The organism is Nostoc sp. ATCC 53789 (assembly GCF_009873495.1).
Lineage (GTDB): Bacteria > Cyanobacteriota > Cyanobacteriia > Cyanobacteriales > Nostocaceae > Nostoc > Nostoc muscorum_A.
Window position 1 is genome coordinate 1,215,103 of record NZ_CP046703.1, and the last position, 16,758, is coordinate 1,231,860.

At 42.3% G+C, this 16,758-nt stretch carries 12 protein-coding genes and 1 riboswitch; of the genes, 4 read left to right on the forward strand and 8 right to left on the reverse strand.

Annotated features, from left to right (window positions below; genetic code table 11):
- Positions 1-421 precede the first annotated feature (421 nt).
- Positions 422-2,209, reverse strand: coding sequence for an ATP-binding protein (locus GJB62_RS04870; RefSeq protein ID WP_114081039.1), 1,788 nt, complete (start codon positions 2,207-2,209; stop codon positions 422-424).
- Between the two features lie 172 nt (positions 2,210-2,381).
- Positions 2,382-2,618 carry a hypothetical protein gene (locus GJB62_RS04875; protein WP_012408258.1) on the reverse strand — a complete coding sequence of 79 codons (237 nt, stop codon included), beginning with the start codon at positions 2,616-2,618 and terminating at the stop codon, positions 2,382-2,384.
- 625 nt (positions 2,619-3,243) lie between these two features.
- Here GJB62_RS04875 and lepA point away from each other — a divergent pair.
- The 3 genes from lepA (at position 3,244) to GJB62_RS04890 (ending at position 9,517) form a co-directional block, all read left to right on the forward strand.
- On the forward strand, positions 3,244-5,055 hold the full coding sequence (gene lepA, locus GJB62_RS04880; RefSeq protein WP_012408259.1) for a translation elongation factor 4: 1,812 nt from the start codon (positions 3,244-3,246) through the stop codon (positions 5,053-5,055).
- Positions 5,056-5,438: 383 nt separating this feature from the next.
- Positions 5,439-8,105 (forward strand): PAS domain S-box protein, encoded by a 2,667-nt coding sequence (locus GJB62_RS04885; RefSeq protein ID WP_114081038.1) that lies wholly within the window; start codon positions 5,439-5,441, stop codon positions 8,103-8,105.
- 224 nt (positions 8,106-8,329) lie between these two features.
- Positions 8,330-9,517, forward strand: a complete 1,188-nt coding sequence (locus GJB62_RS04890) for a glycosyltransferase family 4 protein (RefSeq protein WP_114081037.1) — start codon at positions 8,330-8,332, stop codon at positions 9,515-9,517.
- 329 nt (positions 9,518-9,846) lie between these two features.
- Here the strand turns inward: GJB62_RS04890 and GJB62_RS04895 are convergent, their stop codons facing one another.
- The 5 genes from GJB62_RS04895 to GJB62_RS04915 form a co-directional block, all read right to left on the reverse strand.
- Positions 9,847-10,653: a pentapeptide repeat-containing protein gene (locus GJB62_RS04895; RefSeq protein WP_114081036.1), complete on the reverse strand. Its 807-nt coding sequence runs from the start codon at positions 10,651-10,653 to the stop codon at positions 9,847-9,849.
- 10 nt (positions 10,654-10,663) lie between these two features.
- Complete coding sequence (locus GJB62_RS04900; RefSeq protein ID WP_094327655.1) at positions 10,664-11,305, reverse strand: hypothetical protein; 642 nt, start codon at positions 11,303-11,305, stop codon at positions 10,664-10,666.
- A 610-nt stretch (positions 11,306-11,915) separates the two neighbouring features.
- Positions 11,916-12,113, reverse strand: a complete 198-nt coding sequence (locus tag GJB62_RS04905) for a hypothetical protein (RefSeq protein ID WP_114081035.1) — start codon at positions 12,111-12,113, stop codon at positions 11,916-11,918.
- A gap of 104 nt (positions 12,114-12,217) precedes the next feature.
- Positions 12,218-13,489 (reverse strand): glycosyltransferase, encoded by a 1,272-nt coding sequence (locus tag GJB62_RS04910; protein ID WP_114081034.1) that lies wholly within the window; start codon positions 13,487-13,489, stop codon positions 12,218-12,220.
- Between the two features lie 161 nt (positions 13,490-13,650).
- Positions 13,651-13,865, reverse strand: a riboswitch (cyclic di-AMP (ydaO/yuaA leader).
- Between the two features lie 403 nt (positions 13,866-14,268).
- On the reverse strand, positions 14,269-14,538 hold the full coding sequence (locus GJB62_RS04915) for an alkaline phosphatase family protein (protein WP_245246101.1): 270 nt from the start codon (positions 14,536-14,538) through the stop codon (positions 14,269-14,271).
- Between the two features lie 518 nt (positions 14,539-15,056).
- On the opposite strand from GJB62_RS04915, the gene GJB62_RS04920 reads away from it, so the two are divergent.
- Positions 15,057-15,248: a hypothetical protein gene (locus tag GJB62_RS04920; protein ID WP_181852804.1), complete on the forward strand. Its 192-nt coding sequence runs from the start codon at positions 15,057-15,059 to the stop codon at positions 15,246-15,248.
- A 56-nt stretch (positions 15,249-15,304) separates the two neighbouring features.
- On the opposite strand, the gene argC is transcribed toward GJB62_RS04920, so the two are convergent.
- The gene (gene argC / locus GJB62_RS04925) at positions 15,305-16,276 is read right to left on the reverse strand and encodes an N-acetyl-gamma-glutamyl-phosphate reductase (protein WP_114081100.1); all 972 of its coding nucleotides are present in this window, start codon (positions 16,274-16,276) and stop codon (positions 15,305-15,307) included.
- Positions 16,277-16,758: the final 482 nt, after the last annotated feature.

Below are 16,758 nucleotides of genomic sequence, written 5' to 3' on the forward strand. Positions count from 1 at the left end.
ATGATTCCTGTGCCAGATGCGCTATTACTCGTTAACTATTATCCAAAATCTTATTTTCCATGTTGTCTGAACAAAGTTTTCGTGTGAGCCTCCTACTTTACTTTAGCTTTTAGGTTCTGCTTTGCAGTCAGACGGAAGACAGGATTTAATTCTCCAAGTACACGTCACCGTAACAAGGAGTCAAAAATCTATATTTTTGTAAATTTTGAGTAAAGCGGAGCAAAAGTCAACATTTAGGCGTTTGTTGTGTTCTGTTCTTCAACCCAGCCCATAATTATACAATTTTGTGGTCTAGAGACGGAATTATTTCCAATCTTCCATGCCCAATTTTGTTATTTATTGAATAATAATTACTAAGAAAATTTAAATTATAAAACTTCAAACCCAGTATTGGTAATGTTCCAGATGACCAATGACAAACTCATAACGGGCTAAATGCCCCGCTATCGCTAACAGCACTGTCTGTTGAATCGCTATCAGTAGACGAAACCATGACTGGCTGTTGATATAGTGGCACTGTAAATGTCACTGTTGAACCAAGTCCTTCACCCAGACTATAAAAATGTACCTCGCCGCCCATTGCTTCCACTAGCTTCTGAGATATTGCCAGTCCTAAACCTGTGCCACCATACTGGCGAGTGCGTGAGCCATCCACCTGAGAGAATAATTGAAACAGTTTATCTTGTTTGTCTAGGGAAACACCGATGCCTGTGTCTGCCACACGGACTCTTACCATGCCAGGAAATTGCTGGCCTTGAAGCTTCGATTTTTTGAGTACTAAATCGGCGCTGACGGTGACACCGCCTTCATGAGTAAATTTGATGGCATTACCTAGCAAATTGAGCATCACTTGGAGCAAGCGTTGATAGTTGCTTTGGACAATGATTTCATCCGAGGTAGCAGGCATTTGCATCCGAAAGCTGAGGTTTCTCATTTCTGCTTGGGGACGCATGAAACTTTCTACATCACTAAATAGCTCATTTAGCTTCACTGGAGCGTATGCTAGCTCCATTTTACCAGCTTCGATTTTGGCAATGTCCAAAATGTCGTTGATGATATTTAGTAGATGTATCGATAAGTTGTGAGCTTCTGCCAAAAATTGGTTTTGTTCTTCTGGGTCATCTGCCATCCCTTCCAAAATCAGCTTTAAGAAGCCAATCATGCCATTGAGGGGGGTACGAATTTCATGGGATACATTAGCCAGAAACTCGCTTTTGAGACGGGAAGCTTCTTCGGCTTTTTGACGCGCTACTTCTAATTCTTCATATAAAGTAGCATGTGCGATCGCAGTTCCCAATTGATCTGCTGCTTCTTTTGCTAGCTCTAATTCCGATTCTGTTAATGTATAGCATTCATCTTGCCAATTCAAGGCAACCAATCCATTGGCTTGGTCTTGATAGCAAGTCGCAACTACCAAAGTTTTCTGCCGCCCAGACTCTGTGCATCCAGGCACTTCCATCACAACTGGTTCTAGGGTTGTCAAAGCCTGAGCAAAGGCAGGCTCAGAAGCTACATCTATTTCTGAGCCTAGCATTGATCTGAGTTCTGGCTGGCGATACTCAGCCTTCACTTTTACTTTTGAGCTAGAGGGCTGATAAGGACAAATAATACAGCGCTCTAGCCGCAGTGCTTTTCCTAAACTGTCAACTGTTTGCTGCCAAATAATATCTAAATCCAATGTCCGACGAATATTTCTGGTAATCCGATTTACCAGTTTTTGATGTTGCTGTGAACGTAAAGCCAACTCTATTTGTGTGGGCGTTTTGGATGCCACACGCGCTTGTTTTTTGTTGAGTGTCGCTTGCACTAAGCGTCCCATAACTAAAACTGTAGTGGCAGTTGTTCCCAGACTCGGCATAATCGGACTAATCACTAAGTCCAACTCAAATAATTCCTGATGGTAGCTAAACCAACACTGAAACCTTTCTGGCACCAAACTTGTCAAAATTCGGTGCAATCGTTCTACATAATTAACCTTATCCACAGGGGCAAAGGTTTGTGTCTGGTTCAGCTCGTCAACTATTTTTTCGGTATTTAACCCCAGGAGTTCGCTGTGCTGCCAATGAAAGGTCAGATAGCGCCCTGCCCCATCTTGCGTATACACCAACTCGGCTCCTAGAGTTGGTAATGAGCCATCAGTTTTACTGGCAATAGATTCCAGATTTTGGGAAAATACATTCGGCAATTGGGAATTGGCAGTAATAGTCATTAATTGAGTTGGATAGACAAAGGATATCCGACCGTAATTTTACTAAAGCTGCTAAAATTTATACATAAATTTTTACAGCTTTTTTGCTTTTATTGGGTATTTCTTGGTGTTCTGAAATCCAGCTTGACAAACTTCACCTTTTTTAACTTGCATTAACAGATGACTGATGGCATTAATCGTTCCATTCACCGCGAGGAGGGACGGGGGTACGCACAGGGGTGCGCGTCAGTTCGTCATCTCTGAGGATTTCACCACGCAACCACTGGCGAATTGCTACCTCAATCACTTTACTTGGGTCATTGGTGAGATGCTGAATTTGCTCTAGTAACTCGGAGTCCAGGCGGACGGCAATTTCTACCTTATCGGCTCGTGTGTTTTCCGCTTCGGTAGTTTTCTCTTGCATATTCATAGGTTTGATATACTCTGAATTGGTTTTGTCTAAAGCTTTGTAAAGTAGTTATATTCATCATTTGGGCTAATTCACTGAAAAATCTTCAAGGGGACATTTACATAGTTCCCCGAAATAGCACCAAAGTAACAGCTTTAAGTTTCAAATCGCATTTTTCATATAACTGACTAGACAATGGCTCTAGAAGTTTTGCCGATAAATCAGTGATTATGAGTAATTACGGGTCGTAATTGCCCAAGATCACTACATGATCCCTACATGTACTTATTTACATTTATTGTACGCTCCTAGCTGTTGAATACTAGCAGCGACAAATAGACTTTCATAATATTCTTAAAAGTCCACCTATTTAGATCGAAAGTTAAAGATGGGGTGAAGAGAGCAGGGGAGCAGGGGAGCAGGGGAGCAGGGGAGCAGGGGAGCAGGGGAAGAATAATAACTCCTAACTCCTAACTTTTAACTCTTAACTTTTGACTCCTAACTCAGCACGGTCTAAACCCTAGCTATCCGCTAACAGCACTTGGAACTCAGCACTAAAAACGGAGCGTCTTGGCTAAGAAAGCATTAAAATACATTAAGTAAATTGCTCTTTTAACTTTGGTTGCTGCTAAGGCAAAGATAGTATATGACTGACGTTCCCGCAGTTCGCATTCGCAATTTTTGTATTATTGCTCACATCGACCACGGGAAATCAACCCTCGCCGATCGCTTGCTACAAGCGACTGGCACTGTTGAAGACCGAAAGATGAAGGAACAGTTTCTCGACAACATGGATCTGGAACGGGAGCGCGGCATTACGATTAAGCTGCAAGCTGCCCGGATGAACTACACAGCTAAGGATGGTCAGCAGTATGTGCTGAACTTAATTGATACTCCTGGACACGTGGATTTTTCTTATGAAGTCTCCCGCTCTCTTGTTGCTTGTGAAGGAGCGCTATTAGTAGTGGATGCTTCCCAAGGTGTGGAGGCGCAAACTTTGGCAAATGTCTATTTAGCCTTAGAGAATAACCTGGAAATTATTCCGGTTTTGAATAAAATTGATTTGCCTGGGGCAGAACCAGAACGGGTAATTGGCGAAATTGAAGAAATTATCGGTCTAGATTGCAGTGGTGCGATTCTGGCTTCTGCTAAAGAAGGACTTGGTATTGATGAGATTTTAGAAGCAGTTGTCGAGCGGATACCGCCACCGCCCAATACCATAAATGAACGGTTACGAGCGTTAATATTTGATAGCTATTACGACAGTTACCGAGGAGTAATTGTGTATTTCCGGGTGATGGATGGCACTGTCAGAAAAGGCGATCGCATTCATTTAATGGCATCCGGTAAAGAATTTGAAATTGATGAGTTAGGTGTGCTTTCTCCCACTCAAAAGCAAGTTGAAGAACTCCACGCTGGGGAAGTAGGCTATTTGGGAGCGGCAATTAGAGCAGTAGCTGATGCACGGGTGGGTGACACAATTACCCTTAGTAAGGCAAAAGCTGAGTCACCCTTACCAGGGTATGCAGAAGCGAACCCAATGGTTTATTGTGGGATGTTCCCCATTGATGCTGACCAATTTGAAGACTTGCGGGAAGCATTAGAAAAGCTGGAACTTAACGACGCAGCCCTGCATTACGAACCAGAAACTTCGAGCGCGATGGGGTTTGGCTTCCGTTGCGGGTTTTTAGGCTTGCTGCACATGGAAATCGTCCAGGAACGCCTAGAGCGGGAGTATAATCTCGATTTAATCATTACAGCCCCCTCGGTGGTTTATAAAGTGATTACTCTCAAAGGAGAGGAACTGTACATCGATAATCCTAGCCGTTTGCCTTCTCCCAACGATCGCCAAAGAATTGAAGAACCATACGTCCAAGTAGAGATGATTACGCCGGAAACTTATGTCGGCAGCTTGATGGAGTTGTCACAAAATCGCCGGGGCATCTTCAAAGATATGAAATATCTCGCCCAAGGACGAACCACCCTGACTTACGAACTCCCCTTGGCGGAAGTTGTAACTGACTTTTTCGATCAGATGAAATCGCGATCGCGCGGTTATGCTAGTATGGAATATCACCTCATAGGCTACCGTGAGAACCCTCTGGTGAAGCTGGATATCATGATTAACGGCGATCCTGTGGATTCCTTGGCGATGATTGTGCATCGAGACAAAGCTTACAACGTTGGGCGGGCAATGGCAGAAAAACTCAAAGAATTAATTCCTCGCCATCAATTCAAAGTCCCAATTCAGGCATCTATTGGCAGTAAAGTTATTGCCAGCGAACACATCCCCGCCTTGCGGAAAGATGTGCTAGCCAAATGCTACGGTGGTGACATCAGCCGCAAGAAGAAACTCTTACAGAAGCAAGCAAAAGGTAAAAAGCGGATGAAATCTGTAGGTACTGTAGATGTACCGCAGGAAGCTTTTATGGCAGTACTGCGCTTGGATCAAAGCTAATAGAATTCAGGAGTCAGGAGTCAGAAGTCAGAAGTCAGAATGAATTTGAGTCCTAATGGCGGATATCGCTACGCAAAGCGAGTCCGCATACTCCTGCAAAGCAGCAAGCTAGCAAAAGTGTCTGAATCTACTATTTTCAGTCCCCCACCAAAATTTTTTATTCTGAATTCTGAATTCTGAATTCTTTTTCAATATCTGTTAATTTTAATTACAAAGGCTGTCAACAGCAGCCTCAAGCGTAAGAGTTTCAGCCTGCTGCTGGTAGGTTTAGCTTTCAGAAAGCCAGAGACTAACTAGCCATTGGCTCAAAAATCCTTGAGCGTGCCTCTAATGCAGGATTTCTAACAGCAAAATATATATTTATTGTAGAAATTCAAAACATCATGAGTCGCAAGCAAGCCCAAGAAGAACTCTCTGAGGCAGAGCAAAAATACCGCACTCTGGTAGAACAAATTCCGGGCGTTGTTTATATTTTACCGATTAATAGCACTGCTCAAGAAGCTTATATTAGTCCGCAACTGCAACAATTGTTAGGCATTGCTCCCGAAGATTGGCATCACGGTTTTTTTAATAGTTGGTTAAATTACACTCATCCAGACGATCGCGATCGCTATTGGCAAGCTGTAAACACGACAATCACCACCGGAGAGCCTTTGAGGGTCGAGTATCGAATGATGAGGCGCGATGGTAGAACAATTTGGGTGCGGGATCAAGCTAATCTTGTTCTCTGTGCGGATGGACAAACTCAGGTACTTCAGGGTTTAGTGTTCGATATTAGCGAACGCAAACAGGCAGAAGCCGCATTGCAAGAGAGCGAAGCGCGTTATCGTGCCATCCTCGAAGATCAAACGGAACTGATTGCTAGAGGCTCACCAGATGGTATTGTTACCTTTGTTAATGAAGCTTTCTGTCGATTTTTTGGACTCAAGCGAGAAGAGATTATTGCCCAACACTACGAACCTGTTGTGTTTGAGGAAGACCGGGAACGGGTGTTTAGTCTGGTAAATTCCATTAGTTCCGAAAATCCCGTGATTGCCATTGAAAATCGGGCCATAGCAAGCCTTGGCGTGCGGTGGACGCATTGGATTATTCGAGGCATATTTGATGATCAGGGTACTCTTGTAGAACTTCAATCTGTTGGGCGAGATATTACTGACCGCAAACAGGTAGAAGAAGCATTAAGTGAAAATGAGCAAAAATTCCGAGCGATTTTCAATCAAACCAATCAGTTTATCGGATTGCTTCAGCCCAATGGAATTGTATTAGAGGCTAACCAAACAGCACTGGATTTTGCTGGGATTACTCGAGAAGAAGTAGTCGGGAAGCCATTTTGGGAAGCAAAATGGTGGACAATTTCTTCAGAGACACAAGCACAATTAAAAACTGCGATCGCAGCTGCTGCTAATGGTGAATCTATTAGCTATGAAGTTGACGTTTTGGATCGAGACGATGGAGCGATCGCGATTGATTTTTCACTACGTCCCATACTCGATGAAGCAGGGTGTGTAACATTACTTATTTCTGAGGGACGAGATATTAGTGAATATCAAGCCGCGCTGCGCGAACGTAAAAAAGCTGAAGAGGCATTGCGCTCAAGTCAAGACTTTCTCCAAAAGGTTGCTAATACCGTACCGCATATTTTGTATTTATTTGACCTCTTAAAAGGAACAAGCATTTATCTTAACCAAAAAAGTCTTAGCATTTTAGGCTACTCTCCAGAGGAATTTTGTAACGCAGATCCGCAGTGGTTCCTAAATTGCTTTCATCCAGACGACCAACACCTCTGCTATGACGTACCAAGTCGCTTCGTCAACCTTAGCGACAACGAAGTTCTTTCCACCGAATACCGATTCCGACACAAAAATGGGGAGTGGCTTTGGCTGAATACACGAGAAGTCGTATTTGCCAGAGATGCTAGCGGCACTCCAATACAGATTCTTGGCTCGGTAGAAGACATTAGCACTCGCAAACAAGCTGAAAAATTGCTGCGACAACAGGCAGAGGGGGAACGACTAATTACTGAAGTAACTCAACAGATTCGGCAATCACTGAATTTGGAGGAGGTTCTAAATACAACAGTCAACAGTATTCGAGAGTGTTTGGGTTCAGATTCCGTCGCTATCTACCAGTTGGAATCTGACGGAAGTGGCTATTTTGCGGCAGAGTCGCTGAGTGATGACTACCCGCAGAGATTAGAGCAGACACTGCACCCATTTTCGAGAACACGAGATTTTAGCTACTATTACCAGGGATTACCCACAGTCCTGCATAATATTCAGGAGTCTGATCTTTCAGCCGATGTTTTTGAGTTATTACAACTCTATCAAATCAAGGCTGCGATGGTAGTACCGATTTTGAATGGGGAGCATCTGTGGGGTTTACTCATTGCTCATCAGTGTAGCGCACCTCGTTACTGGCAAGCATTTGAAGTTAATTTGTTGCAGCAGTTAGCCAGTCAGGTAGCGATCGCTATTCATCAATCAGTACTCTACCAGCAATTACAAGCTGCCAATGAAGAACTGCAAAGATTGGCCACGTTAGATGGCTTGACTCAAATAGCCAATCGTCGTCGATTCGATCAGTATCTTGAGAATGAGTGGCATCGACTCAAACGCGAGCAAATGCCGTTGTCTTTAATCTTGTTCGATGTCGATTTTTTTAAACGCTACAACGATACTTACGGGCATTTAGCAGGAGATGATTGTTTGCGGCAATTGGGGAGTGCGCTTAAAAGTGTTATTAAGCGTCCAGCCGATTTAGTAGCTCGTTATGGCGGCGAAGAATTTGCTGTGATTCTGCCTAATACAGAGATTGAAGGAGCAATTTCTGTAGCTCAAACTATTCGACAAGCAGTCTCTGACTTGATTATTCCCCATGCTCAGTCTAGTGTGTGCGATCGCGTTACTGTCAGTCTAGGTGTTGCCAGCATTGTGCCAAATTCCGAAACTTCGCCGCAAGACTTGATTAATGCTGCGGACAAATCACTCTATATAGCTAAACAGCAAGGGCGCGATCGAGTTCATACTGTTTGTGTCGTTACCCCTTCTTAAAGCCTGAGTTACAAAACGGGCACTCAAGTGTTTTAAATTACGAATTAGCATTATACATTGCTTCCTATCGATAGCACACAGTTGATAACCTTTGATAAGCTTTAACAAAATAACTGTTAAAAAATCTAAAAATTTAGTAAAAGTACTCACTGCATTCGCCAGACTTGTATTTTTAGGTAAATGTAGTTGTTTAGATATTTGTAAAGTGTCGGGGAGTCTAACAGATGAAGATATTGGTATTGAGTTGGGAGTTTCCGCCAAGGATTGTTGGGGGAATTGCGCGACATGTAGCGGAATTGTACCCGGAACTGGTAAAGCTAGGGCATGAAGTCCACCTGATTACGGCGGAGTTTGGTCACGCATCGATGTATGAGGTGGTTGAAGGAGTAAAGGTACATCGGGTGCCAGTGGCACATAGTAACGATTTTTTCCACTGGGTAGTCAATCTCAACTTGAGTATGGGAGATCACGGTGGTAAGTTGATCTTGGAGGAAGGACCCTTTGATTTAATTCATGCCCACGATTGGTTAGTTGGAGATGCTGCGATCGCTCTCAAGCATAATTTTAAAATACCACTAATTGCCACAATTCATGCTACAGAATACGGACGCTATAACGGTATTCACACAGATATCCAAGGCTATATAAATGGCAAAGAAACTTTACTAGCTTACAATGCTTGGCGGATTATTGTTTGTAGCGACTATATGCGCCAAGAGGTAGAACGAGCATTATACAGTCCTTGGGACAAAATCGATGTTATCTATAACGGTATCAGAGCCGAAAAGAAACAGCATCACGTAGATTTTCATGCGCTAGATTTTCGCCGCCAATTTGCTACAGACAACGAGAAAATCGTTTATTACCTCGGTCGCATGACATACGAAAAAGGTGTACCTATATTACTTAATGCCGCACCAAAAATCCTTTCGGAAATGGGAGGTAACGTTAAATTTGTCATCGTCGGTGGCGGCAATACTGACCATCTCAAGCGCCAAACCTGGGATTTGGGAATTTGGCATCATTGCTATTTTACAGGTTTTCTCTCTGATGATTACTTAGATAAATTCCAAACTGTTGCTGACTGTGCCGTTTTTCCTAGTCTTTACGAACCATTTGGAATTGTCGCTTTAGAAAGCTTTGCTTCTCGCGTGCCTGTAGTGGTTTCTGATACAGGTGGTTTTCCCGAAGTGGTGCAACATACCAAAACAGGCATTGTTACTTGGGTGAACAATTCCGACTCTTTAGCTTGGGGAATTTTGGAAGTGTTGAAAAATCCAGGTTATCGACAATGGTTGGTGGATAACGCTTATGAGGATTTAGAGCGGCGTTTTAGCTGGCCGAAATTAGCTAGGCAAACTCAAGAAGTATATCAGCGAGTTGTGCAAGAGCGATCGCAAATTTCCTGGTAAGGGACTTCCATAGAAAGAAATTATCCAAATAAACAAACCACAGAGACACAGAGAACACAGAGGGAGAAGAGATAGAGAGAATTATTTGCGTTAGTTTTGGGATATTGTTTTATTTGGAAGTTTCTAAGAGACTTTTCACAGCGGCGATTTCTTCAAGAAGTAAGATTTACGCCCAATAGAGCCTCAAACCTTTTGTAAAGGGGAGGGAACCGGATTTTTCATTTGCCTTTATTACTGCTCACGTCGCTGATATCTCAGTACTAAGGTGACTGAGCTTTACGCTTACCGCAAACCTTGTAACAATCGACATAATTACCTTTTATGGCTAACTAATTGTGCTTTGAAGCGTCAGGCATAATTGCCTCCTGAAGATTTACGCCACTGAGGTTAGCTCCCCTTATGTCGGCTCCTCTCAGGTTGGCTCCTCTAAGATTTGCCCCTGCCAAATTCGCGCCTCTCAGGTTAGTCCAACTCAAGTCAGCTTGACTCAAGTCAGCTTCACTTAAGTTAGCCCGCAACAGGTAAGCACCACTAAAGCGAGCCTTATTCAAATTAGCTTTGTATAAGTCAGTTTTATAAAGATAAGCCCCCAATACTTCCGCTTCGTACAAACTTGCTTCGCTGAGGTCAGCCTCAATTAAGTTAGCTTCAATCAGGTTGGCAAAAGATAGATTTGCCCGTATTAGCTTCGCTGCACCTAAATCGGCATCTCTCAAGTTAGCGTCTCTTAGGTCAGTTCCAATTAGATTAGCATGAGCGATCGCAGCGCCTCTCAGATTCGCCTCACTCAAATCGGCTCCAATCAAATTAGCCTGGCTCAAATCTGCCTGGGTAAGTATAGCACCACTCAAGTTAGCAACACTCAAGCTAGCATCACTCAAGTTAGCTTCAATGAGGAACGCTTTACTGAGGTTGGCACTACTGAGGTCAGCACCACTGAGGTTTGCTCGCACCAGTAAAGCATTACCTAAATCTACCTTTCTCAAATTTACCCCCTGGAGGTTTGCGCCTCTAAGGTTATGCCCTTGCAGATTTGCAGCACTGAGGTCTGGTTCAATCTGAGGATTTTTCTTTCTCCACTCAATCCATGTCACTGCACCTGCTTTCAGTAAAGCTAGATGCTCTCGATTTGCCATTTTCTTTCCTTTACTCCTGACGACCACCTAGAGGATTTGCTCGGCCAGCTACATTTTCAATGGCCGTTAAAGCTCCCGCCGCACCTGCTAGAATATCCTGTTCTTGCCCACCTAAGTAAAGTCGTCCAAAGCTACCTACAGCTTGAACTTCAAGAATGTTAATCCTCGCCGCTTTCTCCGCTTCATTGGCAGCGAGTGCGGCGTAAGCAGCAGGTTCCACTTCTAATACATATAGTGTTTGTCCTGCTAGTAGTAGCTGTCCCCGGCGCGTGCGATTAATCAGTTGTGTTTGATAAGCATCGATGTTGCGGATAATCTGACTAGAAATAACACGCGGTTTCAGACATTCCTCTCTTTTGACTCCTAGTGCCGCCAAAATTGCTTGACCAGCAGCTCGCGTTTCCCCTTGGGAGCTAGAATGAACTTCCAATAGTCCGTATAGTCGTTCAACTACCTGTACTCCCGGACGGACAGAAGCAGATTTCAGGGCTATATCCGTAATCTTATTAATTTCGATACCAGGAGAGATTTCAATCCACAGTGATGTATCCCCTGGTAATGGTAAGAAGCCTTGGGCTACTGTTCCCATATATGCTGCATGTTGAGGTTGCAGGTTGTCGAGAAATACGAAACTGCGTAGTTCTATTCCCAAGATTTTGCTCTCCAGTCATAAGGGTAAAAGTTATCTATTGCAATATAGAAGTGCTTAACTTGGGTAATTTTTGCCACAAGTGAAGCATGAAAAAATACAAAGTAGAAAAATTTTGCTGTCGATAAATTTTACACCTGAGAAGTATTCTGGCAGTAAAAACCACCTTGATAATTGTACAAGCTTTATTACGCACAAATCGCTGGCTGCAATGCCTAAATCGGGCAATGCTTGTTTTGATTTACCGATCGAGTTAATGTGACAAAAAAAGTCTTTAGCTAAACTGAAGCGGGAAAAGTTCAGTGAACTTTTCCCGCTATCTTCAAAATACTGCCAAAACCGCAGCCAATTAAATTGACAATGCTACTACTTGTCTATCGCATTAGTTATGAGTTGTAAATACGTTTGTAGTGAGGACTTTAGTCCTCAAATATTCAAGCACTAAAGTCCTCACTACAAACCTATCAAAACTTTTGCGATAGACAACTAGATTTGTTTTTCTGCGTTTAATAGAAAAACAAATCTATTTGTTTAGGGACTTCCAAAAAATAAATTATCCCAAATTATTTGTATGTACGCACAGTTGTGCTATTTGGAGATGGGATGTTTTCCCTTATTCTGACTCTGCCAGTATCCATCTGGAGTAAGCATCTTCGAGAAATCTGCTTTGACGACGAGTTCCTTTATGCTTGCTCACTCTGACTTTGAGGGTGGTTATGTACACTCCATCCATTACCTCATGCCCATAACCGAAAACTTGACCAATTTGCCCTGTTCTTTGATGCAAAGCATAATCCCCGATATGCAACATAATTCTGACTTCCTAATTAACTAGGTTGAGTAGTTTGTCGTTGGCTATTTGGGCGCGGCAAAATCACTTTGATGATATTAGTTCCGCGCACAAAGCTGTAAAAATTAAGCTGCAATTCGGAGTTGGGTATTGGGTGCAGTTTGAGCCAACAAACGAGTGTAAAGCTGAGTCAGTCGGAATCCGACACTGTACCAACTAAAGGCGATTTCTGTCCGTTGTCGAGCCGCTTCACCTAATTGGTCTCGCCAAGCTGGGTTGACAAGAATGCGGTCTATAGCAGCAGCAAAAGCTACTTCATCTTTAGGAGGCACAAGTAATCCTGTTACTTCTGGTACAACAGTAAACTGTAGCCCGCCAACATCACTAGCTACGACTGGTGTCTGACTAGCCATTGCCTCAATAGCAACTAAACCAAAAGGTTCATAGTGGCTAGGGACTACGCAGACATCAGCGGCGGCGTAGTAGAAGGGGAGGGCGGTTTCATCTAGGCGACCAGCAAAGGTTGTACAATTTTCTAATCCGAGTTCAGTCACGATGCTAGCAATGCGATCGCGTTCTATTCCATCACTCTGACCGGGACGGCTACCACCACCAATCACTAACTGAAGGTTAGCTTCACCTCTTAAACTAGACTTGGCAACGGCTCTTACCAAGGTTTCAATTCCTTTACGGCGGTCAAAGCGACCAACATAGAGAACTATTTTGGCATCTGGGGCAATTCCCAACTTTTCCCGCGCCGCAGTTCGCTGAATTCCCCCAAATTTGTCAGTATCAGTGCCACAGGGAATCATTTCAATGTTTCCCTTGCTGGAAACGAGTACCCGCATGTGTTTCTGTTCTTGCGGACTAGTTGCAACTACACAGTCTATAGTTTCCAAGCAGGCTTTTTCTACAGCTAATCGCTGGGCTGCAATTACAGGAACATCACCAATACTTCTGTATTTAACGGCTCCTAAAGAGTGGTAAGTATGTACCTGAATCAGGGGTTGCTGCTTTTTCAATTCCATACCCACCCAAGATGATAACCAGTAGTTGGTATGAATGAGGGAGTAATGGAACCCTTGGCGCTGCTGGAATTGCTGAAATTCTTCTATGAATTCAGGTAGATGCTGGAACAAGTTATCTCGCCCGATAAACTCAGCTGGGCCAGCTTTTAACCGAATAGTACGACAGTTTGGGCTATGTTGAGCGATCGCAGCTTGTTCAGGATTACTACGACGAGTGAACATATCCACTTGCCAACCTTGCTGGGCTAAGGCATAACCTACTTGACGCACATAAACATTTTGACCCCCAGCTTCTTCTTGACCAATTTCAACCGCCGGGTCGCCATCAACAGAAATTAGGGCAATGCGATGTTTCTTATTCTGGAACATAGCTGATTTTCACCTCAAGGTAAATAATCCTGCCTCAAACGCCAGAAATCAAGATATTATTATCCTCTCTCAAGGCCGAGGGCAGGCACAACGAACCGCAAAGTTACCAGCCAAAGGACACTGACGAGAACAAGGCATTACTTGTTAAGAATGCTGCTCGTTCAGTCTCTTCTCAATGCCGACGAAGTTAGCTGACGGGCTAGGACTGAGAGATGTCCTTCTTAAGAAAGTTATGAGTTGTGAGTTTAGTAACTTTTAACTCCTCACTATTAACTATTAACTTTCTTCAAAATACGCCCCAGGTTTGGTTCCTCCGCTCCGGTTTACCCTTTACAAATGTTTGTTGGGAATATAGTGGATTAGGCAGACTGATTTATTTTTCTTTAAGATTTTATAACCTTTAGTCATCAACTATGTCAACAGTATGAACAAAAAAATGGTGATGCTAATCACTTCAAAGCGCGTTGTAACTAGCTTTGAAGAATCAAACTGTAGGGGAAAGTTAGTGTTGTTGAGAAGCTCTCAAAAAGACACTTACTGATGTTGATTGCTACATTTTCTTTAATTTCTGGAAATGAAATAATCTTGATAGTTTCAAAGATTTAAATATAGCAATGGCGTACTATTTTGCTAAACCAAGCATCCGACCAGGAAACCAGCAATGTTAAAATATCAAGTTGAGCCAACAGTTTGATACTTCAGGATCGTTTTTAATCCATTAGTACTTAGTTAGGATATCAAAGTATTAGATTTAAAAGTAACTTTTTTGAATCCTCTGACTAAAGATTTAAGTAATTACCATCAAAGTGTTGGCTAGTTTTCCCCAAAACAGCATTATTTTCTAAAAAAGGAACTGGGCTGTTACTGGCACTTTTGACAGGAAAGCCAACATTAATTGTATTGCTAAAATCACCAGTATCACCGAGATAATGTCCCGTTGCGATCGCAGAAGCATTAGCGGTAGTAAAAGTAGGAAACAACCAATGACTATTGACAAAACTTACACCCTGTTGGCGAATTTCATGAAGATTAGGGGTTTCAACTAGCATTAACTTTACTAGATCGCAATCCATTGGTAATAAAAACTATTACATTGTATTGAGATATTGTCTTAGCAAACCCTGAAACTGTCAATACAGTAACAAGTGTCACTGTATCTATTATCAAAAAAGTCTTATATATGCTTAAGTAAAATCATCTATTTACATCTCCAAATACATTTATTTCCAGCTTTTTGGGGTTTTAGTATTTAATTAAAAAATGTATAAAATTTTATCGTATTTTAACTAGAATACCAATTTTTTCATACCAGAATAAATTTGGATAGCTGCTTGATCTTCAGTCAATTGAATTTGGCAATATCAATATTTATACTGGCTATGAAGATATCAACTCCTTGAAGTCTTATAAGTAAACTTTATTGAATAATCGGAATATCTCTCTTCCATAAATGGTTTGAGAGCTAGAAACATTTACTATGTTATTGAGCCGAGTATCTCAGTTTTGGGAAAATATCTTTTAAAGAATCCGAAAAGCAGCAACATCAGTTGAATGGTTTACTGATATTTTGAAAAGACCGCCTCAAGAATTTATTGAAAATTTAGACGGTGGGCATTTAAAACCTTTAGGTATTCAATTAGGTAATACTGTCATTAATTTTTTTGACAAACCTTTAATTGAGTCACTTCAAGATCGAAATAGAGGCTTTGAGCATCATGTAATTGAATTACTTGAGGAACTGAAAAAAATATCAAACTAATGAGCATTGGGCATTGGGTAAAAGTTTTAATTCCCAATTCCCAATTCCCAATTTTTTTATAACAATCCCAATTCTTCTGGAAAGCCCAGCATGATGTTTAGGTTTTGGATTGCGGCTCCTGATGCGCCTTTGCCCAAGTTGTCGAGACGAGCAACTAGCAATGCTTCTTTGGTGGTGTCATTGGCGAATACAAAAACCTGAACAATATTAGTGCCGTTCACTGCAATCGCATCCAAAAATATTCCGTCTCGCAGCAGAGTAGAATCTTGGAATGGAGCAACCTGCACAAATTTTTCACCTTGGTAGTAATCAGCGATCGCTTCATAGATTACCTCACCTGATGGTGGATTATCCAAAGTTCCTAACGGCAAAGGCACTTGAACTAGCATCCCTTGCTCAAAATCCCCTACTGAAGGTACAAATAGTGGCGGCGATGCTAACCCTGAATAATAATGCATTTCCTTGACATGCTTATGTCCAAACTGCAAACCGTAGATTCCATAAGGATATAGTGACTCGCCCCCGGCTTGCTGTTCATGGAAGGTATGGTATTGTTTGATAAGATTCTTTCCGCCACCTGAGTAACCTGATACTGCATTCACGGTGATGGGAAAATTATTTTTTAAAAGTCCCTTAGCAATCAACGGACGGATACAGGCTAAAAATCCTGTGGGATAACAGCCTGGATTGCTGACAAACTGGGCGTTGGCGATTTTGTCTCTCTGCCCTGGATTGAGTTCGGGGAACCCATATACCCAGCCATTAGCTGTGCGATGGGCACTACTAGCATCAAGGATTTTAACCGTAGTACTACTTACTAAGCTAACAGCTTCGCGGGCTGCATCATCAGGTAGGCAGAGAATAATAACATCAACGGCATTGATTAGTTTAGCTCGCTCATTTGCATCTTTACGTTTAGATGCCTCAATGCTAACTAACTCGATATCATCCCGTTGATTAAGACGTGAATAAATTTGTAAGCCTGTGGTTCCTGATTCGCCATCAATGAAAATCTTAGGTTTAGTAATCATGCGGGGAGTATCCTTAGATGTCAGTAGTATTTTAAAACAGCTATTAGTTATCAAAGTTTAAGATGGGAATTTACACCCCAAATCAAACTTACCACGCAATAGTTCTGGGGAACTCTGACTCGCAACTGTTTACTCTGCACTTTCTGAAGGATCTTCAAAAAGGCTTTAAGTGTCTCTTCTCCTATGCAGAAAACGGATGGTTTCAATCCTTTAATTTATAAAGTGGTAAAAAATTAGATAATTACCGACTGAAAAACTCCGCAGACTTGGCATTAAGAAGTCACGCTTTCTTCCCATACTTGGGCTTTACACCAGTATTTTATCGCTTTCTATATTTTGCGATCGCACGTATGAGTACCACCTCAACTTGGCGTATTCTTCATCTTCACCAGGAATAATTTCCCAAAAGCCTTGTTAATGCAAGGCTTTCAGCTTACCAAGCGTGCCATTCAACCCTTTGATGATCTGTTTCCAAGTTC

Coding starts and splice junctions, on each gene's coding strand:
- GJB62_RS04890 (WP_114081037.1), top strand. CDS start 8,330: ATGAAGATATTGGTATTGAGTTGGGAGTTTCCGCCAAGGATTGTTGGG.
- GJB62_RS04895 (WP_114081036.1), bottom strand. CDS start 10,653: ATGGCAAATCGAGAGCATCTAGCTTTACTGAAAGCAGGTGCAGTGACA.
- GJB62_RS04910 (WP_114081034.1), bottom strand. CDS start 13,489: ATGTTCCAGAATAAGAAACATCGCATTGCCCTAATTTCTGTTGATGGC.
- GJB62_RS04885 (WP_114081038.1), top strand. CDS start 5,439: ATGAGTCGCAAGCAAGCCCAAGAAGAACTCTCTGAGGCAGAGCAAAAA.
- lepA (WP_012408259.1), top strand. CDS start 3,244: ATGACTGACGTTCCCGCAGTTCGCATTCGCAATTTTTGTATTATTGCT.
- GJB62_RS04915 (WP_245246101.1), bottom strand. CDS start 14,538: ATGCTAGTTGAAACCCCTAATCTTCATGAAATTCGCCAACAGGGTGTA.
- GJB62_RS04905 (WP_114081035.1), bottom strand. CDS start 12,113: ATGTTGCATATCGGGGATTATGCTTTGCATCAAAGAACAGGGCAAATT.
- GJB62_RS04875 (WP_012408258.1), bottom strand. CDS start 2,618: ATGAATATGCAAGAGAAAACTACCGAAGCGGAAAACACACGAGCCGAT.
- GJB62_RS04870 (WP_114081039.1), bottom strand. CDS start 2,209: ATGACTATTACTGCCAATTCCCAATTGCCGAATGTATTTTCCCAAAAT.